Origin of the sequence: Deinococcus sp., from assembly GCF_018260405.1 — a bacterium.
GTDB lineage: Bacteria > Deinococcota > Deinococci > Deinococcales > Deinococcaceae > Deinococcus.
Genome location: NZ_JAGLBG010000029.1, coordinates 1 through 21304, shown reverse-complemented (window position 1 = coordinate 21304; position 21304 = coordinate 1). Strand labels below are relative to the sequence as shown.

Sequence of the window (21304 nt, the reverse complement as noted above, 5' to 3'; positions counted from 1 at the left end):
GCCCGCCCCTTCAATGGCGCGGCCTCCGTGGACAGAGACAGGACAAAGCGGCTGCTGGTCTGTTCTGCTGTCCCCGCCGTTATTTTTTATCGGCACATGCACGAGTCTGTTGCTGGCAGCGCCTGCCGTTAGACCTAGACCGTCCTCGCTGTGTCCTTCGTAAGAGTGCCCATCAAAGGAATGCTCATGAAAGTAGACCTGTTTCTGACGTGTATCAACGACGCCATGTTCCCGCGCACCGGGCAGGCCACCGTGCGGCTGCTGGAGCGTCTGGGCCACACCGTTAACTTCAACATGAGGCAGACCTGCTGCGGCCAGATGCACCTGAACACCGGCTACCGGAGTGACGCCCTGCACCTGGTACGCAAGTTCGTGAATGACTTCCGGGACGCCGAAGTGATCGTGGCCCCCAGCGGCTCGTGCGTCGCCATGATCCGTGAACTGGCTCCTGAAGCCGCCCACTGGGAAGGCGACAACGAGCTGCGCCGCGAAGTGCAGGCGCTGGCCCCCCGGCTGTACGAACTAAGCGAATTTCTGGTGGGCAAACTGAGAGTAACGGATGTCGGCGCGTACTACCCGCACAAGGTCACCTACCACCCGACCTGCCACGCCATGCGGATGCTGCGGGTGGGCGACGCGCCGCTGAAGCTGCTGCAACAGGTGCGCGGGATGACCCTGCTGGAGCTGGCAGGCGCGGACGAATGCTGTGGCTTCGGCGGCACTTTCAGCGTCAAGAATCCAGATGTGAGCGCCGCAATGCTGGCCGACAAGACCCGCCACATTCTCGAAACGGGCGCAGAAGCGTGTACGGCGGGCGACAATTCGTGTCTGATGCACATCGGCGGCGGCCTACACCGGCTACGCAGCGGCGCACGCACCATCCACCTCGCCGGGATTCTGGCCAGCACCGAGGGCGAGGTCTTCGCGTGAGCGGCCTGCATCCGGCCCAGCCCTTTCCAGAGGCGGCCCGCGAGCAGGTCAACCAGCCGCAGCTGCGGGCCAACCTGCGTAAGGTGACGCACACCATCCGCGAAAAGCGCCTGCGGGCGACCCAGGAGTTGCCCCACTGGGAAGAGTTACGGCAGTTGGGCGAAGCGACCAAAGACGCCTCGCTGGCCGACCTGAGTAACCGCCTGCTGACGCTGGAAGCCAGTGTAAAAGCCCGTGGTGGGCAGGTTCACTGGGCCAGAGACGCCGCAGAGGCACGCGAAATCGTTACGCGAATTGCCCTGGCGCATCAGGTGCAAGAACTCATTAAGGTCAAGAGCATCACCAGTGATGAAATTGAACTGAATAAGGCGCTTGACGCTCACGGCGTCCACGCCATCGAGACCGATCTGGCCGAACTGATCGTGCAACTGTCTAATGACACGCCCAGTCATATTCTGGTGCCTGCGATTCACCGCAACCGCGCCGAGATTCAGGCACTGTTCAATGCCGAACTGCCGGGCGAGGGCCACCTCAGCGACGATCCCGCCGAACTCGCGGGCGCGGCGCGGCGGTATCTGCGCCACAAGTTTTTGACGACCAAGATGGCCGTGTCGGGCGGTAATTTTGCGATTGCCAAAACGGGAACGGTGTGCGTGGTCGAGTCCGAGGGCAACGGGCGCATGTGCCTGACGCTGCCAGAGGTGCTGGTGAGCATCATGGGCATCGAGAAGGTGCTCGACAGGTTCGAGGACATCAGCGTGTTCATGGAACTGTTGCCGCGCAGTTCCACCGCCGAGCGCATGAATCCTTACACCTCGTTCTGGAGCGGCGTGACGCCCGGCGACGGCCCGCAGGAATTCCATTTGATTTTGCTCGACAATGGCCGAACCGACGTGCTGGCTGACGATTTCGGGCGTCAGACGCTGCGCTGTATCCGCTGTTCGGCCTGCCTGAACGTGTGTCCGGTGTACGAGCGGGCGGGCGGCCACGCCTACGGCAGCGTATATCCTGGCCCCATCGGCGCGATTCTGACGCCGCAGCTGCTGGGGATGCACGACCAGAATGCCAACACGCTGCCTGGCGCCTCCAGCCTGTGTGGGGCGTGTTTCGACGCCTGCCCGGTGCGTATCAACATTCCGCAGGTGCTGATTTACCTGCGCGGCGAGGCGGCCCAGCACAAGGGGCCGACCCTCGAAGCGCTGGCGATGCACGGAATGCGGCTCGCCATGAGCGAGGGCTGGCGCTTTGAGGGGGCCGTCAGACTGGCCCGTTTTGGGCAGGGGCCACTGGTGCACAACGGCAAAATTACCGCGCTGCCGGGGCTGCTCGGCGGCTGGACGCAGTCGCGCGACCTGAACCCTTTCCCGCCGCAGAGTTTCCGTGAATGGTGGCGGCAGCGGGGGCAGGGCCAGACACCGGAAGTGGACGCCGCCCCGCCACAGGCCGTGCAGTAGGCCGGGGAAGGAGAGGACGCATGAGCCAGTTACCCAAATCTGAGGCCCCCAGGAGCGCTGAAATAGCCAGGAGCGCTGAGGCCCGCCTGGAAGTGCTGACCCGCATCAACCGCGCCGTCGCTGGCACTGAAGTGCCCGAGTTGCCCGCTTACCCGCAGTCCGCGCCGCTGAGCCGTGAAGAGATTGTGGAGCAGTTCGAAGACCGAATACTGGATTACCGGGCCGCGTTTACCCGCGTAGCCGCCCAGGACGTGCCGGGGGCCATTGGCGCCGCGCTAGGAGAGGTGCGCCGCGTGGTGGTGCCCGCCGAATTCAGTGACGCGTGGCTGCCCGCTGGCATAGACGTGGTGCGCGACGCCCCGCTCCTCTCGCACGCCCAGCTGGACGGTATTCCCGCTGTCATTACCGGGTGCGCGGTCGCCATCAGCGAAACCGGAACCATCATCCTTGACCACCAGGGCGACCAGGGCCGCCGCGCCCTGAGCCTGATTCCCGATATCCACATTTGCGTCATTCGGGCCGGGCAAGTCGTCCAGACCGTGCGCGAGGGCACCGAACAGGTCGCGCCGAGCGTCCGCGCAGGCCGCCCGCTGACGTGGCTCTCGGGCGGCAGTGCCACCAGCGACATCGAACTGGTGCGTGTAGAAGGCGTTCACGGGCCGCGCCACCTGAAAGTGATCGTGGTCGATGGCTGAACTGAGCGCTTCGGGGTAGAGGGGTAGAGGTGGGGCGCAGTCCGTATAAGAGCTGCGCCGCAGAGCGAGCACGAGCAAACCGGATTTCCGGCGTGGGGCGTGGAGTGGGCAACCCGGTGCCCTAGCGGATTGTTAACGGAACAGACGGCAGTCCGGTTTGGACTTTATTTTAGCCGCACATTAACCGGTCTCCGGCATTCTCCCCTGGTCAGCGGAAGTGAAACCCCCGCCGCGCACCTTCAAGGAGAGTGAGCTTATGAGTAACCCTAAAAATACTGCTATCAAAAAGTTTGGCCGCCTGCCCCTGATCCTCGCCGCCTCGTTGTCCATGACCGCCGGACTGGTGTTTGCTAGCAGCGTGGCACCCCAGACCCCCGAGCGCGCGCAGCCTGTTCAACCCGGCCAGGCGCAAACCCATCAGGTACAGACCCGCCAAGCGCAACCCGGACAGCGGGCTAGCGGCAATACGGGCAGTCAGCCGCGCCAGCAGTCGGGCACCAATTTGCAGCACAATCCTTTCCTACTGGATGGACATGGTGGGCGTGGCGGGCACAGTAGGCACAGCAGCCACGGTGATTTTGGTGGGCGCGGAGCAGTTGAACAGGGCGGCTTGGGCCAGCCCGGAACGGGGCAGCGCGGCCCCCGTGCCGCCATCGCTGCGGCGGTCGCCAAGAGCCTTGGCCTGAGCGAAGCGGCGCTGAGGCAGGAGCTTCGGGGCGGCAAGACCATCGCCCAGGTCGCGCAGGCCAGAGGCGTGAGTACGGCCAGCGTTCACGTGGCAGCCGTCAGCGCCCTGCAAACCAGGCTCGCGGCGCAGGTCAAGGCTGGGCGCGTTCAGCAGGCCCAGGCCACCCAGATGGTGCAGCAGGCCCAGGCCGACGCCAACTTTGGTCTTGGCTTCGGCGGCCATAAGCGGGGTGGGCAGCGGGGCGGCCCGCGTGATGGCGCACCGAGCGGTCAGTTGACCCCTAACGGTCAGAGCAGCCCGAGCACCGTCAGTAAGCCCTGAAGCTTAAGTCTGATCCTCCGACCAGCACAGGAATCAGAGCAGGCAAAAGCAGGAAAGGGAACAGGCATCCAGTCCACGCGTCTGGGTGCCTTTCTCTCATTTGCGGCTGGTCGCCCCGCTATCCTGACCGCACATGGAAACGTTTGCCCAGTTCAGCGTCGAACACCAGCGCCTGTACGGGATGCTGCACACCCCCGATGGCAATGCACCTGAGCAGGGCTGGCCCAGCGTGCTTATGCTCCACGGCTTTACCGGAAACCGTACCGGAGATCACCGCAGCTTCGTGCTGCTGTCGCGGCGGCTGGCCCGGCAGGGCATAGCCAGTCTGCGATTTGATTGCCGGGGCAGTGGCGAAAGCCAGGGCGATTTTGCCGAGATGACCGTTTCCCGGGAGGTCGAGGATGCCGTGGCCGCCGCCGACTATCTGCGTCGCCAGCCGGGAATAGACCCCGAGCGCGTGATGCTGCTGGGCTACGGCATGGGCGCGGTGGTCGCCTGCCTGTCGCTGGCGCAGCTCAGGCCGCACCGACTGGCGCTGTGGGCGTCCGCCCTGCCAGAGCTGTGGCTGCGTTACCTGCGCGGCGGATTTGTGCCTCCGGTCATTACCGATGACGGTGGCTGGCCGCTGGGCCGGGCCTTTTTGCAGGAAGTGGTCAAGTTGCGCCCTCTCGAGGCGGCGGCGGCGTGGGGCGGCGTGGCCCAGGTCTTTCACGGCGACGCCGACACGACCTGTCCGCCTGCCTGGGGCGTGCAGTATGGCCGCGCCCTGAACTGCGACGTAATGGCTATTCCGGGAGCGGGGCACAGCTTCGACTCGCTGGAGCACGTAGAGACGCTGCACCGTGAGACGGCACGGTTTTTCAGCGGTGGTTAGAGCACTTTGCAAAAAGATGGTGCTCTTTTGACCACCTTTTTGCAAAGTGGAACGAGTGAACAAGAAAGAGCAGGGCGTAGAATGAAGGGGGCAGCGGTGTTTTTCCGACGTGCCCATCATTCGGAGAACGGCTCTAACTCCCGAATCCGTACCCAAAAAGCCGCCTCGGCGTTGGCCGGGGCGGCTTTTTTATGTGAAAATTATTCCAGAATCGCTTCGTGGGTCACGTTCACGTTGCCCGCCATGATCTTGCTTAGGGGGCACATTTCGGCGGCCTGCTTGACATGCTCCTCAAAATCTTCCTGGCTGCTGCCCGTGACTTTGCCGCGCACGACCAGCCGCATGGCGCTGATCTTAAAGCCCGCGCCGTCCTTTTCCATCTCGCAGGTGGCTTCGGTGTTCAGGTCTACGCCGGTATGGCCGTGGTTTGCCAGCAGCGCCGAGAGCTGCATGGTAAAGCAGCCTGCGTGGGCGGAGGCCAGCAGTTCCTCGGGATTGGTGCCCGCGCCATGCTCGAAGCGGGTCTTGAAGCTGTACTGGGCGTCTTTCAGCACGCCGCTTTCCGTGGCGACGGTGCCTTTGCCGTTGATGAGGTCGCCCTGCCAGTGGGCCGAAGCCTTCCTTGAAATGTCTGCCATAGTCACAGTCTGATGGCTGGGCCAGCCAGGTGCATCTCATCTGCGTTTATTCGCGCTTCATGCGGCCAATTGAGTACACTCGCGTATGCAAAAGCAACTCTGGACGGTGCCCGGTGCGCCGGTAAACGGTTACCTGTGGCCAGCAGCCCAGCCACGCGGCGCGGTGCTGCTGGCCCACGGTTTTGGTGAATATGTCGGGCGCTACGTCGAGGGCTATCACGGCCTGATTCCGGCGCTGGTCGAAAGCGGCCTGACGGTGTACGCCTACGATCAGCGGGGTCACGGCACCTCGGCAGGTCGGCGGGCTGTGGTCGACATGAACGATCTGGTCGCCGACCACCTGAGGGCGCGTGAAGCCCTGCGCGGTCAGGCGCTGCCCGTGTTTCTGTTCGGCCACAGCATGGGCGGCCTAGTCTCGGCGGCCAGCGCTGTCCATGATTCGCGCGGTATTAACGGGGTTATCCTGTCGAGTCCGGCGTTGCTGGTCGGTGAAAACGAACCGGCCCTCAAAAAGAAGCTGGCCCCGCTGCTTGCCAGGGTCGCGCCCTGGCTGGGCGTCACCGAGCTGCCGACCTCCCATCTGAGCACCCAGGCTGATCAGATTCAGCTGTACGAGGAAGACCCGCAGATTTACCACGGTAAGGTGCCTTCACTTAGCGTAGCGACCATGCTGGTGCTCAGCGCCCAGCTTTGGAAGGACTACCCGAAATGGACCCTGCCGACCCTGGTCTTTCACGGCTCCGAGGATCAGATGACCGACCCACGCGGCAGCAAACGCTTTTTCGAGCTGCTGCCCGCCGCCGACAAGACCTATGTGGAATTCAGCGGCGGTTATCACGAACTTCTCAACGACAAGGCCCGGGCCGAGGTGCGCGAACTGATTCTGAGCTGGCTGCTGGAACGGACTCCGGCCACCTAAGGCTGTCTAGCGCTGGGGCCGCAGGTAGGTTGCCAGCCCCAGCAGGGCGCTCGCCAGCACCGACAGCAGCAGCGCCCGGTTGAACAGGGGCAGGCCCAAGGTGCCTATTTTTGCCCCGATGACCCCTTCGATAGGGCCGACGGAGCGGAGCCACAGCGGCGCGTTGCTGCCAAGCTGCGCGTAAGCCCCGACCGACAGCAGGGCCACGCCGACGCCCAGAAGCACCAGCAGAATGCACAGCAGCCACATTAGGGCACGCAAGGGGTTCTCCGGGTAGGGCAGGCCATGTCAGCCTAGTGTACCCTCCGGCTAGAATCGGGGGCGTGAATCTGCCTGCCCGCGTCCGTGTGACCTGTCCGCCTCTGCCCCTGGCCCCGGCGCTGCGCCAGGCCGCTGTGAAACTTTGCCCCGCTGCGCCGCTGGACACCCTGGTTGCGGCGGCATTGGCTATTGCTGGCGGCGCGGTAATCGGCGTACACCTGCGCTGGGAGGGCGGTGAAGTCCAGGCGATCGAAACTGGCTGGCGCGGGCGCGGCATTGAAGAAGCGCTGCGGGAAGCGCTGATCTGAACTGCGCCGGAGGTCAGAAACATCCAGAACACAGTTCAACTGGCCTGTCCATGGCCGCCGTTTTGCTTTTGCACTTCGTCTGGGCAGTCGTAAACGGGGAAACCTGCTGGGCTGTTCTGGACTTTGTGGGGGAGTGTGGCAGGTGCGGCTAGGTGCGACCAAGTGACCGTGTAGGGATGACCCAACCACCAGGCTATTCCTACACTCACACTGGCCCTACACTCACACTGGGCCTACACTCACACTGGGCCGCACCTTTTCCCATACTTTCCCATACTCGCTCTGCGGCGCAGCTCTACGAGTCCGCTCGGGTTATCTTTGGGCAAACTTGGTTGTCCCTAGTCTTTTTGCTGCCGAAAATACGCAATTGGCCCTGGGAGTCATGGCTGGCTCCGTGATGAGGCCCTGCCGTTCGTTGTCCGGGGCTGCTGCCCGTTTGCTACCCTGAATCTATGACCACTATCCAGCCGGAAACGGGCATGAGCTTTGGGCTGAAGAGTGACCAGCGCCTGATCGTGCAGCATGTCCGCGACTACTGCCGCGCCGAAATCGCCCCACGCGCCGCCGAATTCGACCGCAGTGGCGAGTATCCGCGTGAGCAGCTGCGCGGGCTGGCCGACCTGGGCCTGCTGGGAGCCACCGTGCCCGAACAGTGGGGCGGCGCGGGCCTGGACAACGTGACCTACGCCCTGTGTCTGGAGGAAATCGCGGCGGCGGACGCCAGTGTCGCGGTAGTGGTCAGCGTGCAAAACGGCCTGCCCGAACAGATGATTTTGCGCTACGGCACCGACGACCAGCGCGAACGATACCTGAAACCGCTGGCGACCGGGCAGCATATCGGGGCGTTTTGCCTCACCGAACCCGAAGCGGGCAGCGACGCGGCGAGCCTGCGCCTGAAAGCCGGGCGCGACGGCGACAGCTGGGTACTGGACGGCACCAAAGCCTGGATCACGTCCGGCGGGCAGGCCCAGACGTATCTGGTTATGGCGCGGACGGGTGGGCCTGGGGCCAGGGGCATCAGCTGCTTTATCGTCGAGGACGGCGCGCCGGGCCTGTCTTTCGGCAAGCCCGAGGAGAAAATGGGGCTGCACGCTTCCCAGACCACCACGGTTCATTTTGGGAGCGTGCGCGTGCCCCAGGCCAACATGGTCGGCGGCGAGGGCGAGGGGCTGATCATCGCGCTGGCGAGCCTGGATAGCGGGCGCATTGGCATCGCCATGCAGGCGCTCGGAATTGCCCGCGCAGCTATGGAACACGCGGCCCGCTACGCCTGCGAGCGTGAGCAGTTCGGTCAAAAATTGCGTGAGTTCGAGGGCGTGAGTTTCAAGGTGGCGCGGATGGCCGCCCGTATCGAAAGTGCCCGGCTGGTGGCCCTTAAAGCCGCGTGGCTCAAGGATCAGGGCCAGCCGTTTGGCAAGGAAGCCAGCATCGCCAAGCTGCTGGCGAGTGAGGCGGCGGTGGACGTGACCCGCGACGCCGTGCAAATTCTAGGGGGCAACGGCTACAGCCGCGACTACCCCGTCGAGCGCCTGTACCGCGACGCCAAGATCACCGAAATCTATGAGGGCACCAGTGAGATTCAGCAACTGGTCATCAGCCGGGCAGTGTTTGCCGAATACGTTTCCAGGTAGGCTCCAGGTAGGCCGCGCCCCCGGCCTGTCTCTGATGATGCCGTGAGACGTTACTATGCGCAGCATGAAGCTCCGTGGCACGCTTGGTGGCCTGAATCTCCTCCTTGAGCCGGGCGATACGGCTAGTTCGGTCGCCCACAGTCTTGAAAACTATTCGGACCTCCTGGCGACCAGCGTCACGATTGAAATCGCCGGGGACACCCATCCGGAAGCGCTGGAAGTCGCGCTCTCGGCCATTCGCGCGGCTGGCGGTACGCCGGGGCGGGTGCGTGCGCCGCGCGTAACGGTTACTTCCGCCAACGGTGCGGCTGTGCCCGAGCGTGCGCCCCAGGAGGACCCCGAATTGCCCAGCGCCCAGACCGTTATCGTGCCGCACAATGTCCGAGCCGGGTTCCGTGGAGAGTACAAGGGAAGCGTGGTGGTGCTGGGCGACGTGAATCCGGGAGCTGAGCTGATCGCGGGCGGCGACGTGATCGTTACCGGGGCGCTACGGGGTGTCGCGCACGCGGGCTACGGCGGATATGAAAACGCCATCGTTTGGGCGCGGCCCATTGCCAGCCCCCAGATTCGGATTGGCGACGCGCTGGCCCGCTCTCCCGAGGGCAGCAGCAACATGCGCCGGATGGAAGGCAACGAGCGCACCGAACGCGCCTCCCTCAGCGGCGGCATGATCGTCATCGACGTCCAGAGGTGAGCACGAACGAGGTCTGGCCGCAAGAGTTACAGCATTCTGCGTAAAGCGTAAAGAAAGTGCTGTTCCGACTATCGCTCCTTTTGGGCTGAGTGATGCCGAAATCTTACTCATAAAACAGAATTTGCTTACTGGAACGCACTTCGCGTTACCCCCCTCGCTTCGCGCTCTGCGAGTCCCAGCCGCTCGCGGTGCGAGTTGTACCAGTCCCACGCAAGGATGGAGGGGTTAAAAACCTCGCATTCATCGGGCGATCCATTTGTCGAAACTGCACTGTCCTGAATCATGAGAGATTTTTCAGCACCACTCAGCCCCTTGTAGGAGAGGGCCTTGCGAAGCAAAGGGTGAGGGGGTCACGAGGCAACTTCTTTTTGCCAAATGCTCGGTAGCATTGAGGCGCTGCATCGGCACATCAGGTCCTGTCATGGCTGCTTTCGCTGCCTCCGTGCCCCTTTTGTGACAGCCTGCGGGTTGTCCTGCGGCCTATCGCGTATAATCGGAAGCGTAATTCCTCGGAAGAGGGGTGGCCCAGTCCAGATGGTTGCGGAGGAGGCCCCCCTTTTTTCTTGGAGGGGGTGGTAGCAGTGGCCCGCAGGTCTGGGCCGATACAATATGAATAACAACGCAGCCGACAACTTAAAACTTCAGAGCATGGCCGATGACGCCGTGCGGCCCCTGGGCTTCGAGGTGCTGGAAGTTCAGCAGCAGCACCAGGGCGGGGAACATATCGTCCTGGTCAGAATCGACCGCCTGGATGAGCAGCCCGTGACGATGGAAGACATCATTGCCGCCAGCCGCGCCGCCGAGGCCGAATTCGACCGTGTCGACCCGGTGGCGGGCGAGTACCGCCTGGAATTCGAGTCGCCCGGTTCCAAGCGGCCCCTGACCCGTGCCCGGCATTTCGAGCGCATGGTGGGCCTCAAGGCCAGGGTCAAGACTGCCGAACAGACCTTCACTGCCCCGATCAAAGCCGTGCAGGGCGACGACGTGACCTTCAGCGTTGGAGACGAAGAGGTCACCCTAAAGGCCAGCGAGATTCAGGCACATCTGGCCGAGTTTCCTGACCGACACCGGTAAATAGACCGTGGCCCGGAGTTCAAGCAGGGGTTTGTTCTCTAAGTCACGTCTTTTGCTCCACAAACCCCGCGCACCGCAAGTTGCGGCCCAGCGCACGAGGTAAATAATGACCCAACCAGAAGTCAATTTTGCGGACGCCCTGCGTGAAGTGGCGCAGGCCCGCAACATCAATGAAATGCAGCTGATCGAGGCGTTCGAGCAGTCGCTGGCGCAGGCCTACACCCGCAACGTCGAACCCGACAAGCGCATCGAAGTGCACCTTGATCCCCAGAGCGGCGAACTGGAAGTGCTGGTCGTGCGTGAAGTGGTCGAAAAGGTCGAGGACGAGCACATGCAAATCAGCCTGGCCGACGCCCTGGAACTCGATTCCGGTGTAGAAATCGGCATGGAAATGGAATTCCCGGTGGACCGTGAAAAGTTCAGCCGGATTGCTCTCCAGGCCGCCAAGCAGACACTGACCCAGAAGATGCGCGAAACCGAGCGCAACGTGGTCTTCAACGAGTACAAGGACCGCGAAGGGCAGGTATTGACCGCGCAGGTGGTTCGCAGCGACAACAAGGGCAACTGGTTCGTGGAACTGGGTGCGGGCGAGGCGATCTTGCCCCCCCGCGAACAGATTCCCGGCGAGAAACTGACCCCGGGTGGCCGCGTCAAGATCTACCTGAAAGAAGTTCGCAAGACCCCCAAAGGCCCGACCATTCTGGCGAGCCGCGCCGATGAACGGCTGCTGGACTACCTGCTGCGCCAGGAGATTCCCGAAGTCGCCAACGGCATCGTGGAAATCAAGGCCATCGCCCGTGAAGCCGGGCAGCGCAGCAAGGTCGCCGTGTTTTCGCACAACAGCAACGTCGATCCTATCGGCGCGTGCATCGGACACCGTGGGAACCGCATTCAGGCCGTGACCGGTGAACTGGGCCGCGAGCGTGTGGACGTGATCTTGTGGGACGCCAACACCCGCGAATTCATCCGCAACGCGCTCTCGCCTGCCAAGGTCGGTGTCATCGAAGCCCAGCCCGACGGACATGAAGCCACCGTGACCGTCACCCCCGACCAGCTTTCGCTGGCGATTGGTAAGGGTGGACAAAACGTGCGCCTGGCCGCCAAACTGACCGGTTTCAAGATCGACCTGCGTGAAACGGCGGCCATCAGCGACCTCGACGCCGCCATGCAGCAGGCGATGGAGGAGGGGCACGACGTCCCGAGCGGCACCGCCGCGCAGTCGGCCTTCGACGCTCTGTTCAAGGACAGTAGGAGCGTGGCGACCGCCAGCCCGGACGATCTTTCGACCGAAAGCTGAGCTGGGGCCTGAGAGGTTAGCCGCTTGAGTACACCGAATTTGCCCGAACCGCCCAGGCACAGTCCTGAACGGACCTGCGTGGCCTGCCGCAGCAAAAGGCCGCAGGGCCAACTCCTGCGCCTGACCCGCACCCCGCAGGGCTGGAGCGTGCAGCAGCGGCGCCGCAGCGGGCGTGGCGTGTACGTGTGCGCCGATTCTCCGGCGTGCTGGCAGGAAAAAAAGCTGCGGCGCGCTTTTGGTGCCAAAGCCCCTGACGTGGCTCAGAGCCTTTTAAAACGCGATGACCCACAACCGGATCAGCAGATGACAACCTGATCTTTTTATCCCGCTCCTTTCTGGCCCGGTTGCGTGCCGGGCCAGGCGGCGGGACTCACCGGAGGTGAGCATGTCGAAAGTCCGAATTTATACTCTTGCCAAGGAACTTGGCGTAGACAATCAGAAGATGCTAGAAATTCTCGACGGGCTGGGCGTCAGCTACAAATCGGTCAGCAGCACCATTGAGGAAGACACCGTAGGGCTCATTAAGCAGATCGTAGATGAGGAAGGCGCGTCGGTGACTGGCGGCGAAAACGTGCAGAATGAGGCCGGACAGCCTGAAGCCGCCGCGCCCCAGTCCGCACCCGCACCGCGCGGCGATCTTCAGGCGTCGGCCTCCCTGGTCGAGCCTGCGCCCGGCCAGATGCCCAGTGAAGGTAGGCCCACTGAACTTGAACCTGCTGGCGAACTGGTAGATGCGGCGCTGGCCGGAGCCTCGGCGGCAGCCGAAAAGGAAATTCCGTTGCGTGCGCCTGTCGTGACCATCATGGGGCACGTTGACCACGGCAAGACCTCGCTGCTGGACTACATTCGCCACACCCGCGTGGCCGCCAAGGAAGCGGGCGGGATCACCCAGCACGTCGGGGCGTTCGAGGCCCAGACCAGCAAGGGCAAGATCGTGTTCATCGACACGCCCGGCCACGAGGCCTTTACGACCATCCGCGCACGCGGAGCCAACGTGGCCGACATCGCCATCATCGTGATCGCTGCCGACGACAGCCTGATGCCCCAGACCCGCGAGGCGATTGCCCACGCGCAGGCCGCCAAAGTGCCGATGATTATCGCCATCAACAAGGTGGATCTGCCCCAGGCCGACCCCGAGAAGGTCAAGACCGACCTGACCCAGCTGAACCTGGTGCCAGAAGAGTACGGCGGCGACCTGGTGGTCGTGCCCGTGAGCGCCAAAACCGGTGAGGGCGTCGAGGACCTGCTGGAATACATCAGCCTGACTGCCGAACTCGAAGACCTGCGGGCCGATCCCAAGGGCAACTTCAGCGGCGTCATCATCGAAGGCAAAGTAGACAAGCAGGCCGGGGTGCTGGCGACGGTGATGGTGCAAGAAGGCACGCTGCACGTCGGCGACTTTCTGGTTGTGGGCGAGAACTACGGCAAGATCAAGGCCATGACCGACAGCAACGGTGGACGCATCAAGGACGCCGGACCCAGCACGCCCGTGCAGGTGCTGGGCTTTAGCGAGGTGCCGACCAGCGGTGAAAAGGTTCAGAGTGCCAAGAATGAACATGCTGCCCGTGAGGTCATCGCCGCGCGTGCCAGTGACCGCCGCGACGATGAGGATGCCCGCCGCCGGGGTAAGCCTCAGCGTACCCTGGAGGACATCATGGGGCCGGTCAGCGAGATCCGCACCGTTAACCTGATCCTGCGGGCCGATACCCAGGGCAGCGTCGAGGCGATTCAGGGCATTCTGGCCCGCAAGGAAAGCGACGATGTGAATATCAACGTGCTGCTCTCCGGAATCGGTGCGCCCACCGAGGGCGATGTGTTGCTGGCCTCTACCGCCGAGGCGACTATTCTGTGCTTCAGCGTGACGGCTCCTGGCAGCGTGACCAAGATGGCCGATACCAAGGGCGTGGATATCAAGTCCTACCGGATCATCTATGAACTGATTGACGAGGTCGACCGCCTGATTAAGGGCAACGTCGAACCCGTGTTCGAGGAGCAGTATCTGGGCCGCGCCGAAGTCCGCATGATCATTCACCACCCCAAGAATGGCAACATCGCCGGGTCTTACATCACCGATGGCAAGCTCAGGCGCAACGCCAAGGCCAAGGTCATGCGCGGCAAAGAAGTTGTCTATGAGGGCACCATCGTGGGCCTCAAGCGCTTCAAGGACGACGTGCGCGAACTGGCCCAGGGCTTTGAATGTGGGATCAACCTGGGCTGGGATGATGTGAAGGAAGGCGATATCATCGAAGCCAGCGAAATGGTGGAAGTGGAACAGGCGTAAGCAGGCGTAATACAGACTCGGGTGGAATAGTCTGCAAAAACCGTTCAACTCGAGCCGGTTCGTAGGGCTGCGCCGCAGATCAAGCAGATCAAGCAGAGGCACACCGGACTGTCGGGCGTGAAGTTGGCCACCCGGTGTCTTTGCGGCTGGTCAACGACACAGACGGCAGTCCGTATGGTTACAAAACGTTGTCATAAGCCCCCCTTCATTTCTTTGTTTGGCAAGGCCCCTCTTCCCCCAGGATAGGGGGGTTTTTGTTATGCCACCCTGCCCAGATGCCCATGACCCCCTTGTCCCTCACCCCCCACTCAGGCCCCTTCACGCTGCCAAGCCCGACGCGCCGCGCCCAGCATCGTGCAAGCGGCGCACGACCCGCTGACTCGGCTGATAATGACGAACTGCCGATTGAAGCCAGCGGTCTCATACGGATTCCGATTGATTTGGTGCAGTTCCGAATCAATCCGAGCGGATGCGAGTAGGAACAACATACGGGTTTCGCGGTATGGAGCCGCAGGCGGTGTCTTCCCGACTGTGGCGGAATTTAGCGGAATCCGTATCAGATTCAATTCGAGCGGGGGTGAGAAGAAAAAATACGGGGTTTTAGAGCAGTGCTCCGAATAATGGGCACGTCGGAACAACACCGCCGCCCCCTTCGTTCTACGTCCTACTCAGACTGTTCGTCGCCTCTCCCGTGAGCTATCTGCCCACAACCTTGCCCGCGCCGCCATAAATCAGATTGACTTCGCCTGTTGTCGGTACCGGGGCGAGGCAGGTCTCAAATTGAAACGCAGTGAGCCTGCCTGAACCTGCCGCCCGCTCTGGTGGCCTAATTGCCTATAGTTAAGGCATGGAAAAGATTTTGCTCTCCCTCCCCGTCGGTGAAAAAGTCGGCATCGCGTTTTCTGGTGGCCTGGACACCTCGGCGGCGATTGCCTGGATGAAGAAAAAAGGCGCGGTGCCCTACGCCTACACTGCCAACCTGGGCCAGCCCGACGAGAGCGATTACGAGGACATTGCCCGCCGCGCCCGCGCCTATGGGGCCGCCGAGGCCCGCACGGTAGACTGCCGCGACCTGCTGGTTCACGAGGGGCTGGTGGCGCTGATGTGCGGGGCCTTTCACATCGAGTCGGGCGGCAAGCGTTACTTCAACACCACCCCGCTGGGCCGCGCAGTTACCGGCACGGTGCTGGTGCAGGCCATGCAAGGTGACGGTGTGGATATCTGGGGTGACGGAAGCACCTACAAGGGCAACGACATCGAGCGTTTTTACCGCTACGGCCTGATGGCGAACGCTAGGCTGCGAATTTACAAGCCCTGGCTTGACCAGACCTTCGTGACCGAACTGGGCGGGCGCAAGGAGATGAGCGAGTTTCTGAGCGAAAATGGCTTCGAGTACCGTGCCAGCAAGGAAAAAGCCTACTCGACCGACGCCAACATCTGGGGCGCGACCCACGAAGCCAAAGACTTGGAATTCCTGAACAAGGGCATGAAAATCGTGGAACCGATTATGGGCGTCAAATTCTGGGATGCCAGCGTGGACGTTGCGCCCGAGGAGGTCAGCGTTACCTTTGAAGAAGGCTTGCCTGTTGCCCTAAACGGCAAACGCTTTGAGAATGCCGTGGCTCTGGTGGAGGAGGCCAACGCCATCGGTGGGCGGCACGGGCTGGGCATGAATGACCAGATTGAAAATCGGATTATCGAGGCCAAGTCGCGCGGCATCTACGAGGCTCCCGGCATGGCGCTGCTGCACGTGACTTACGAGCGTCTGCTGGCCGGAATTCACAATGAGGGCACACTGGACAACTACCGCACGCTGGGCCGCCGCCTGGGCAGGTTGCTGTACGAGGGCCGCTGGTTTGACCCGCAGTCGCTGATGCTGCGCGACACCCTGCAAAAGTGGGTGGGCCGCGCTGTGACCGGCACCGTGACGCTGGAGCTGCGCCGGGGCGACGATTACACCATTCTGGATACTGAAAGCCCCAACCTGACCTACCACCCCGAACGCCTCAGCATGGAGCGCGTAGAGGACGAAGCCTTTAGCCCGCTTGACCGCATTGGGCAACTCTCACTGCGTAACCTTGATATCGAGGATTCGCGGGCCAAGCTAGCCGTGTATGCCCGCGCAGGCGTGCTGCCGGGCGGGCAGGTTCGGGCGCTTCTGGGGGGGGAGAACGAGGAATAATGAATAATACGGACTCGGGCTAAATGGTCTGCAAAAACCGGTTACTTCGGGCGGACTCGTAGCGCGGGCTGGTTTTGAGAGCGGAAGGTAGAGGGTGGAGCGTGGAAAAGGGTGGCCCAGCCGCACCACGCCCTACCTTTGACTTACGCCCCGAACAGAGGCCCCAAATCGGTCATCCGCCCAGTTGCCTCGGCGGGCCGGAACAGTGAACTGCCAAATACCTCCAGAAACCGCTCTGGCGAAAGCTGGCGCGTCTGCCCGCTGGGGCCGGTGGCCTCCACGACCTCACCGCGCAGCGTAAACAGGTATGGGCTGACCTCGGCCCACACCGCTTTTTTGCCCTGGCTTTCACGCCTGACGGTCACGGCGCGGTACTCCTGCCCACCGCGCCCCCCCAGAAACTTCAGCAGTTCGGCAGCGCTGATCAACACCTCGGCAGAGGGTTCAGGAGACAACGGTTCCGGCACCCTCTAGCGCGGCACTCACCGGCTTGCCATTGCGGGCGTCGCCAAAAATCACGCGCTTGACGCCCCCTTGCACGGCCTCGGCTGCGCCCAGCACCTTTTTCTTCATCCTGTCCTGTGCGAATTCCAGGTAACTTTCCACGTCGGCGGCGGGAATCTCGCGGATCAGGCTGCTCTCGTCGGGAAAGTCACGCAGCAGGCCGGGCACGTTGCTCAGCAGCAGCAGCGCGTCAGCTTTGAGGGCCACAGCCAGAGCAGCGGCGGCGCGGTCGCCGTCCACGTTAATGGCGACGCCTTCATAACTGGCGGCGGGAGGCGTCAGCACGGGCAGGTATCCAGCGTCCAGTAGCAGGTTAACCAGTTCCACGTTCACCTTTTCCACGGTGCCGGTATGGTCGCCGCGCAGCACTTTGACCTTGCCATTTTCCACGGCCCGCACGCTGTCCTTGTGCTTGCCCTCAAAAATCCGCCCGTCCAGCCCGCTGAGGCCCACCGCGTTGACATTTAGGCGTTGCAGCCGCTCCACGATGCCCTTGTTCATCTTGCCGCAGTAGACCATCTCAAAGATTTCCAGTGTCTCGCGGTCAGTAAAGCGGCTGGTATATCCGCTGGGGCTGGTCACGAACCTGGGCGGATGGCCCAGTGCCTCGGCCACGCGGTTGGTTTCACCGCTGCCGCCATGGACCAGAATCAGCTTTTCGCCTGCCTTGAATCTTTCGGCTATGTCCGCACATACCGCGTCGTAGTCAATGCCCGCACTTCCGCCTACCTTCACGACAATCATGGAGAACATCCTAGCGGATGGGCCTGTAGCTTGTTGACGTTGGGAGCCGGAGGCAGGAGTCAGTGGGAATGGGAAGGGGAGACGGTCACACGCCCCGCCCTTCCCCGCAAGGGATGAATAACGCACACAGTTTTCTATCTGTAAGGTGATAGCTGGGGGGAGTGTACCCGGCAGCTATTGACAATTGGTGGCGCACTCAGCCTGGGGCAGCCGAACTCCCTCTCAGCGCTCCAGACCCTCTTCCAGCGCTTCGGCAAAGGCTTCCTTGTCGTCCAGCCAGGGGTAATGTCCGGCGTCCACCACGGTCACGTCGCCGCCCGCGAGGTCGGCCACCCATTGCACCTGCTCGGGATAACTGGTGCGGTCGTGTGCCCCGGCGATGATAAAGACCGGGCGGCGGATTTCGGTCAAAAAGGGTGGGTACTCGAATTCCCACAGCCCCTGATTGACCAGTGCCTGCTGCACCTCGCCCGCGCTGAGCAGCTGGCCCTCGACATCGGCAAACTCGAGATGCATTCGGCTGGCGGCGTCGGTAAACTGCGTGGTATTAAGCAGGTCACGGGCATTGACCAGCGCAAACGCAGCCTCTATGCGGGCCGCCCCCACCGCCGGGTGCTGTCCCTGCGGCGTTTCGGCGCGGAGCTGGTCGGCGGGGTCGTTCACGGGCACGCTCCGCAGCGCCGAGGCTTCGGCGAGCAGCGTGTAGGCCAGTTCCGGAAAATGCACCCACGGGTTGACCACGACCACGCGGGCGGTGTGCACTGGGTAACGCCGGGCATATTCCAGGGCGATCAGTGCCCCGAAGCCGTGTCCCAGCGGGATAATCGTCCCCAGACCCAGAAATTCGCGCACTGCCTCGACATCGTCGACCAGCGTGTCGAGGTCGAGGGCCTCGTCGCCCTGCTCGGTGTCTTCCAGGGGGCCGCTGCGCCCGCTGCCGCGCTGGTCGAGGTAAATCACCTGGCGGTGTTCGAGGTGCTCACCGAACAGGCTATGAAAGGAGTAGCTGTTGTAGCCGGGGCCGCCATGCAAAAACACGATGGGTGGTTCGCCCAGGTCTGCCGGGCCGACCACCTCGAAATACAGGTTCGCTCCGTTGAGGCGTTCCTCGTAGACAGCGTCGAAATCAGTCGTCATCTGGGGCATTCTAACGGCTCGGCCCCGCTGGAGCGTTCTATGCTGGGGCCATGACCGAACCGCGCCAAGGGATTGTCTTTACGCTTGACGGTGTCGACGAGCTGACTTTTACGCGGATTCTGCGCGACCTGATGAGCGACGGCGTTTTCCGCAAGCCGCTTCAGGTGCAGGCGCAGGAGCCGCGTCCCGGTCAGTCCGCCCGCCTGACCCTCGCCTTTCACCCGGCGGGCCGCACCCAGGCCGTGCAGGCCACGCAGCAGCTTAAGACCATCTTGCTGCGCTACGGCGTGCAGGTAGATACCGTCCATGTGCCGCCGGGCTGAAGCTTCTAGACTGTTTGCCATGACGCCGACCATCGTGATTGTGCCGGGCCTGGGCGGCAGCGGCCCGGAGCACTGGCAGAGCCTCTGGGAGCAGAAATTCGGAGCTGTCCGTGTGCAGCAAGACGACCCCGAGAACCCCACGCCCGAAATGTGGTCGGCCCGCCTTCAGGAAGTGATTGAGGCGACCCCAGGCGAACTGGTGCTGGTGGGCCATTCCTGCGGAGTGCTGAATATCGTGCACTGGGCGCGGCTCTACGGCGGGCATGAACGGGTCAAGGGGGCTGTTTTAGTAAGTCCTACTGACGCCGAGCAGACCTCGACCTACGCCGAGTATCCGGCGGTAGCACAGATGGCCCCCACACCCATGCAGGCGCTGCCCTTTGCGGCGATGGTAGTCGCTAGTGAAAACGACCCCTTCGCTTCCTTTGGGCAGGCCGAAGCCTTTGCAGCGGCCTGGGGCGCGGAAATCGTTTCGGCGGGGGAGGCCGGGCACATCAACGTCGCCAGCGGTCATGGTGACTGGCCGGAAGGCGAGATCCTCCTGTCGGAAGCCCTGCACGCCTGGACACCCCCGGATGTCGTCCGTTTCTGAGTTTGCCAGGGTTGACTTTACGGGCCAGAAGATATAAGGTAGTGTTTCTGGCTTAAGAGACGGCCATGCAGTACAGCAGGTGATGTACAGTTCTGACCAAGCAGGGTGAGCAATGCACTTGAGGGAGACGTCCACCTCCAGGATTTAAAAACGGACGTGCGAACATTTCTGCGGCGAGCAAGCCGGAGAGCTGAGCATCAGGGTGGCCTTTCGGGGCTGCTTTTTTATTGGGGCCGCGCTGAGCTGACAGAGGCGGGGCGGGAGCCTTCCGCCACCCTTCCAGCGGGGGAGAATCTGAACGGTAGCGCTGGGAATCTTACCAGCAGTTTCTGAGGGACAAAGCCCGTTGACTAGGCTCATACCGACTCTGATTGAATGCCTTGCAAAGCCGCTGAATCCGAGCGGAATTAACCGGGGCCGCTTGGTTCCCCTGGGCCTTACCGCCAGCCCAGCCCCGGCGCCACATGCTTCAGGATGCTTTCGATTACGTGGGCGTTGTACTCCACGCCCAACTGATTGGGCACCGTTAGCAGCAGCGTATCGGCCTCGGCAATGGCGCTGTCCTCGCGGAGTTGCTCAATGAGCTTGTCGGGTTCGTCGGCGTAGCTGCGGCCAAACACGGCGCGGTAGTTATCAATCTGCCCGAATTGATCGCTGTCCTGCTGGCGGCCAAAGTAAGCCCGGTCTTGGTCATTGGTCAGGGCAAAAATGCTGCGGCTGACCGACACGCGCGGTGTGCGGGCATGTCCGGCTTCCTTCCAAGCGGCCTTGTACGCCCGAATCTGGTCGGCCTGCTGCTCGTGAAAGGGCTTGCCACTCTCATTGACCACCAGCGTGGAGCTTTGCAGGTTCATGCCCTTTTTGGCTGTCCAGATACAGGTTTCGGTAGACGCTGCCCCCCACCAGATGCGCTCGCGCAGGCCCGCCGAGTGGGGTTCCAGGCGCAGCAGCCCCGGCGGATTGGGGAACATGGGGCGCGGGTTGGGCTGAGCGAAGCCTTTACCGGCCAGCAACTCCAGAAAAACTTCGGTGTGATTGCGGGCCATATCCGCGTCGCTCTGGCCTTCGGCGGGCGCGTAGCCGAAGTGCCGCCAGCCGTCTATCACCTGTTCGGGTGACCCCCGGCTGATGCCCAGTTGCAAGCGCCCACCAGAAATCAGGTCAGCCGCGCCCGCGTCCTCTACCATGTAAAAGGGGTTTTCGTAGCGCATGTCAATCACGCCCGTGCCTATTTCTATGCGGCTGGTCTTGGCGCCAATCGCTGAGAGCAGCGGAAAAGGCGAGGCCAATTGCTGAGCGAAATGATGAACGCGGAAGTAGGCCCCGTCTGCGCCCAGTTCTTCGGCGGCAACGGCCAGGTCAATGGATTGCAGCAACACGTCGGAAGCCGAGCGCGTGCCGGACTGCGGGTGCGGGTTCCAGTGCCCGAACGAAAGGAAACCAATCTTCTTCATGGGGAGAGCATAGCAAGATTGGTTTGAAAAGTAAATCGGTTTATAAAATATCGCTTAACATAACACGCCTTAGTATAAATTATCAGAGAATTTATGTATGATACATAAAAGGAGAATCTCATGCGAAGAGATCCACCGCCAGCCGTCAAAAAAGCTCTGAGAAGGGAAGTTAGCTTTGGATGTCCTGTTCCGGGGTGCAATAGCCCCTACCTTGAATGGCACCACTTTTAGAGGCTGTCTGAGGCCCTAACCATGGGAAATGTTTTAGGCTTTAACGGTGGAACGCGCAGCTTACCCTAGCGA

General features: G+C 62.4%; 22 protein-coding genes. 16 read left to right on the top strand and 6 right to left on the bottom strand.

Features of this window, described 5'->3' with window-relative positions:
• Positions 1 to 186: 186 nt before the first annotated feature.
• The 5 genes from QZ269_RS05565 to QZ269_RS05545 all read left to right on the top strand — a co-directional run bounded on the left by QZ269_RS05565 (position 187) and on the right by QZ269_RS05545 (position 4962).
• Positions 187 to 930 (top strand): (Fe-S)-binding protein, encoded by a 744-nt coding sequence (locus tag QZ269_RS05565; RefSeq protein ID WP_291425181.1) that lies wholly within the window; start codon positions 187 to 189, stop codon positions 928 to 930.
• Positions 927 to 2384, top strand: a complete 1458-nt coding sequence (locus QZ269_RS05560) for a lactate utilization protein B (RefSeq protein ID WP_291425179.1) — start codon at positions 927 to 929, stop codon at positions 2382 to 2384. The genes QZ269_RS05565 and QZ269_RS05560 overlap by 4 nt, the downstream gene beginning before the upstream one ends.
• A gap of 20 nt (positions 2385 to 2404) precedes the next feature.
• Entirely contained in the window at positions 2405 to 3079 is a 675-nt protein-coding gene (locus QZ269_RS05555; protein ID WP_291425177.1) for a lactate utilization protein C, read from the top strand.
• 256 nt (positions 3080 to 3335) lie between these two features.
• Positions 3336 to 4088, top strand: a complete 753-nt coding sequence (locus QZ269_RS05550) for a hypothetical protein (protein WP_291425175.1) — start codon at positions 3336 to 3338, stop codon at positions 4086 to 4088.
• 133 nt (positions 4089 to 4221) lie between these two features.
• On the top strand, positions 4222 to 4962 hold the full coding sequence (locus QZ269_RS05545) for an alpha/beta fold hydrolase (RefSeq protein ID WP_291425174.1): 741 nt from the start codon (positions 4222 to 4224) through the stop codon (positions 4960 to 4962).
• Positions 4963 to 5162: 200 nt separating this feature from the next.
• On the opposite strand, the gene QZ269_RS05540 is transcribed toward QZ269_RS05545, so the two are convergent.
• Positions 5163 to 5600, bottom strand: coding sequence for an OsmC family protein (locus QZ269_RS05540; RefSeq protein ID WP_291425172.1), 438 nt, complete (start codon positions 5598 to 5600; stop codon positions 5163 to 5165).
• Positions 5601 to 5685: 85 nt separating this feature from the next.
• Between QZ269_RS05540 and QZ269_RS05535 the strand changes: the two genes are divergently transcribed.
• A complete protein-coding gene (locus QZ269_RS05535; RefSeq protein ID WP_291425169.1) occupies positions 5686 to 6519 on the top strand; it encodes an alpha/beta hydrolase in 834 nt (277 codons plus the stop codon).
• Between the two features lie 6 nt (positions 6520 to 6525).
• Here QZ269_RS05535 and QZ269_RS05530 read toward each other — a convergent pair whose 3' ends face one another.
• Entirely contained in the window at positions 6526 to 6780 is a 255-nt protein-coding gene (locus QZ269_RS05530; protein WP_291425168.1) for a hypothetical protein, read from the bottom strand.
• Between the two features lie 62 nt (positions 6781 to 6842).
• On the opposite strand from QZ269_RS05530, the gene QZ269_RS05525 reads away from it, so the two are divergent.
• The 8 genes from QZ269_RS05525 (at position 6843) to argG (ending at position 16247) form a co-directional block, all read left to right on the top strand.
• A complete protein-coding gene (locus QZ269_RS05525; protein WP_291425166.1) occupies positions 6843 to 7088 on the top strand; it encodes a hypothetical protein in 246 nt (81 codons plus the stop codon).
• 452 nt (positions 7089 to 7540) lie between these two features.
• A complete protein-coding gene (locus tag QZ269_RS05520) occupies positions 7541 to 8719 on the top strand; it encodes an acyl-CoA dehydrogenase (RefSeq protein ID WP_291425164.1) in 1179 nt (392 codons plus the stop codon).
• 64 nt (positions 8720 to 8783) lie between these two features.
• Positions 8784 to 9413: a septum site-determining protein MinC gene (minC, locus tag QZ269_RS05515; RefSeq protein ID WP_291425162.1), complete on the top strand. Its 630-nt coding sequence runs from the start codon at positions 8784 to 8786 to the stop codon at positions 9411 to 9413.
• 609 nt (positions 9414 to 10022) lie between these two features.
• Positions 10023 to 10487 carry a ribosome maturation factor RimP gene (rimP, locus tag QZ269_RS05510; RefSeq protein WP_291425160.1) on the top strand — a complete coding sequence of 155 codons (465 nt, stop codon included), beginning with the start codon at positions 10023 to 10025 and terminating at the stop codon, positions 10485 to 10487.
• Between the two features lie 106 nt (positions 10488 to 10593).
• Positions 10594 to 11784, top strand: a complete 1191-nt coding sequence (nusA, locus tag QZ269_RS05505; RefSeq protein ID WP_291425158.1) for a transcription termination factor NusA — start codon at positions 10594 to 10596, stop codon at positions 11782 to 11784.
• A gap of 24 nt (positions 11785 to 11808) precedes the next feature.
• Positions 11809 to 12099 carry a YlxR family protein gene (locus QZ269_RS05500; RefSeq protein ID WP_291425156.1) on the top strand — a complete coding sequence of 97 codons (291 nt, stop codon included), beginning with the start codon at positions 11809 to 11811 and terminating at the stop codon, positions 12097 to 12099.
• A 70-nt stretch (positions 12100 to 12169) separates the two neighbouring features.
• The gene (gene infB, locus QZ269_RS05495; protein WP_291425154.1) at positions 12170 to 14065 is read left to right on the top strand and encodes a translation initiation factor IF-2; all 1896 of its coding nucleotides are present in this window, start codon (positions 12170 to 12172) and stop codon (positions 14063 to 14065) included.
• An 847-nt stretch (positions 14066 to 14912) separates the two neighbouring features.
• On the top strand, positions 14913 to 16247 hold the full coding sequence (argG, locus tag QZ269_RS05490; RefSeq protein ID WP_291425152.1) for an argininosuccinate synthase: 1335 nt from the start codon (positions 14913 to 14915) through the stop codon (positions 16245 to 16247).
• Positions 16248 to 16390: 143 nt separating this feature from the next.
• Here argG and QZ269_RS05485 read toward each other — a convergent pair whose 3' ends face one another.
• From QZ269_RS05485 to QZ269_RS05475, 3 genes are all read right to left on the bottom strand, one after another.
• Complete coding sequence (locus QZ269_RS05485) at positions 16391 to 16702, bottom strand: hypothetical protein (protein WP_291425151.1); 312 nt, start codon at positions 16700 to 16702, stop codon at positions 16391 to 16393.
• Complete coding sequence (locus QZ269_RS05480; protein WP_291425149.1) at positions 16692 to 17495, bottom strand: [LysW]-aminoadipate kinase; 804 nt, start codon at positions 17493 to 17495, stop codon at positions 16692 to 16694. Before QZ269_RS05480 ends, QZ269_RS05485 begins: the two co-directional genes overlap by 11 nt.
• A 222-nt stretch (positions 17496 to 17717) precedes the next feature.
• Positions 17718 to 18632: an alpha/beta hydrolase gene (locus QZ269_RS05475; RefSeq protein ID WP_291425147.1), complete on the bottom strand. Its 915-nt coding sequence runs from the start codon at positions 18630 to 18632 to the stop codon at positions 17718 to 17720.
• A 50-nt stretch (positions 18633 to 18682) separates the two neighbouring features.
• Between QZ269_RS05475 and QZ269_RS05470 the strand changes: the two genes are divergently transcribed.
• On the top strand, positions 18683 to 18955 hold the full coding sequence (locus QZ269_RS05470) for a hypothetical protein (protein ID WP_291425145.1): 273 nt from the start codon (positions 18683 to 18685) through the stop codon (positions 18953 to 18955).
• A 19-nt stretch (positions 18956 to 18974) separates the two neighbouring features.
• Complete coding sequence (locus QZ269_RS05465) at positions 18975 to 19547, top strand: alpha/beta hydrolase (RefSeq protein ID WP_291425142.1); 573 nt, start codon at positions 18975 to 18977, stop codon at positions 19545 to 19547.
• A gap of 437 nt (positions 19548 to 19984) precedes the next feature.
• On the opposite strand, the gene QZ269_RS05460 is transcribed toward QZ269_RS05465, so the two are convergent.
• Positions 19985 to 21001, bottom strand: coding sequence for an LLM class flavin-dependent oxidoreductase (locus tag QZ269_RS05460; RefSeq protein WP_291425140.1), 1017 nt, complete (start codon positions 20999 to 21001; stop codon positions 19985 to 19987).
• Between the last annotated feature and the right edge of the window lie 303 nt (positions 21002 to 21304).

What these genes read in the sequence shown, in the direction of transcription:
- QZ269_RS05520 (WP_291425164.1), top strand. Translation starts at nt 7,541, where the DNA reads ATGACCACTATCCAGCCGGAAACGGGCATGAGCTTTGGGCTGAAGAGT.
- nusA (WP_291425158.1), top strand. Translation starts at nt 10,594, where the DNA reads ATGACCCAACCAGAAGTCAATTTTGCGGACGCCCTGCGTGAAGTGGCG.
- infB (WP_291425154.1), top strand. Translation starts at nt 12,170, where the DNA reads ATGTCGAAAGTCCGAATTTATACTCTTGCCAAGGAACTTGGCGTAGAC.
- QZ269_RS05535 (WP_291425169.1), top strand. Translation starts at nt 5,686, where the DNA reads ATGCAAAAGCAACTCTGGACGGTGCCCGGTGCGCCGGTAAACGGTTAC.
- QZ269_RS05480 (WP_291425149.1), bottom strand. Translation starts at nt 17,495, where the DNA reads ATGATTGTCGTGAAGGTAGGCGGAAGTGCGGGCATTGACTACGACGCG.
- QZ269_RS05565 (WP_291425181.1), top strand. Translation starts at nt 187, where the DNA reads ATGAAAGTAGACCTGTTTCTGACGTGTATCAACGACGCCATGTTCCCG.
- QZ269_RS05465 (WP_291425142.1), top strand. Translation starts at nt 18,975, where the DNA reads ATGACGCCGACCATCGTGATTGTGCCGGGCCTGGGCGGCAGCGGCCCG.
- QZ269_RS05475 (WP_291425147.1), bottom strand. Translation starts at nt 18,632, where the DNA reads ATGACGACTGATTTCGACGCTGTCTACGAGGAACGCCTCAACGGAGCG.
- QZ269_RS05540 (WP_291425172.1), bottom strand. Translation starts at nt 5,600, where the DNA reads ATGGCAGACATTTCAAGGAAGGCTTCGGCCCACTGGCAGGGCGACCTC.
- QZ269_RS05460 (WP_291425140.1), bottom strand. Translation starts at nt 21,001, where the DNA reads ATGAAGAAGATTGGTTTCCTTTCGTTCGGGCACTGGAACCCGCACCCG.
- argG (WP_291425152.1), top strand. Translation starts at nt 14,913, where the DNA reads ATGGAAAAGATTTTGCTCTCCCTCCCCGTCGGTGAAAAAGTCGGCATC.
- QZ269_RS05550 (WP_291425175.1), top strand. Translation starts at nt 3,336, where the DNA reads ATGAGTAACCCTAAAAATACTGCTATCAAAAAGTTTGGCCGCCTGCCC.
- rimP (WP_291425160.1), top strand. Translation starts at nt 10,023, where the DNA reads ATGAATAACAACGCAGCCGACAACTTAAAACTTCAGAGCATGGCCGAT.
- QZ269_RS05555 (WP_291425177.1), top strand. Translation starts at nt 2,405, where the DNA reads ATGAGCCAGTTACCCAAATCTGAGGCCCCCAGGAGCGCTGAAATAGCC.
- QZ269_RS05470 (WP_291425145.1), top strand. Translation starts at nt 18,683, where the DNA reads ATGACCGAACCGCGCCAAGGGATTGTCTTTACGCTTGACGGTGTCGAC.
- minC (WP_291425162.1), top strand. Translation starts at nt 8,784, where the DNA reads ATGAAGCTCCGTGGCACGCTTGGTGGCCTGAATCTCCTCCTTGAGCCG.
- QZ269_RS05545 (WP_291425174.1), top strand. Translation starts at nt 4,222, where the DNA reads ATGGAAACGTTTGCCCAGTTCAGCGTCGAACACCAGCGCCTGTACGGG.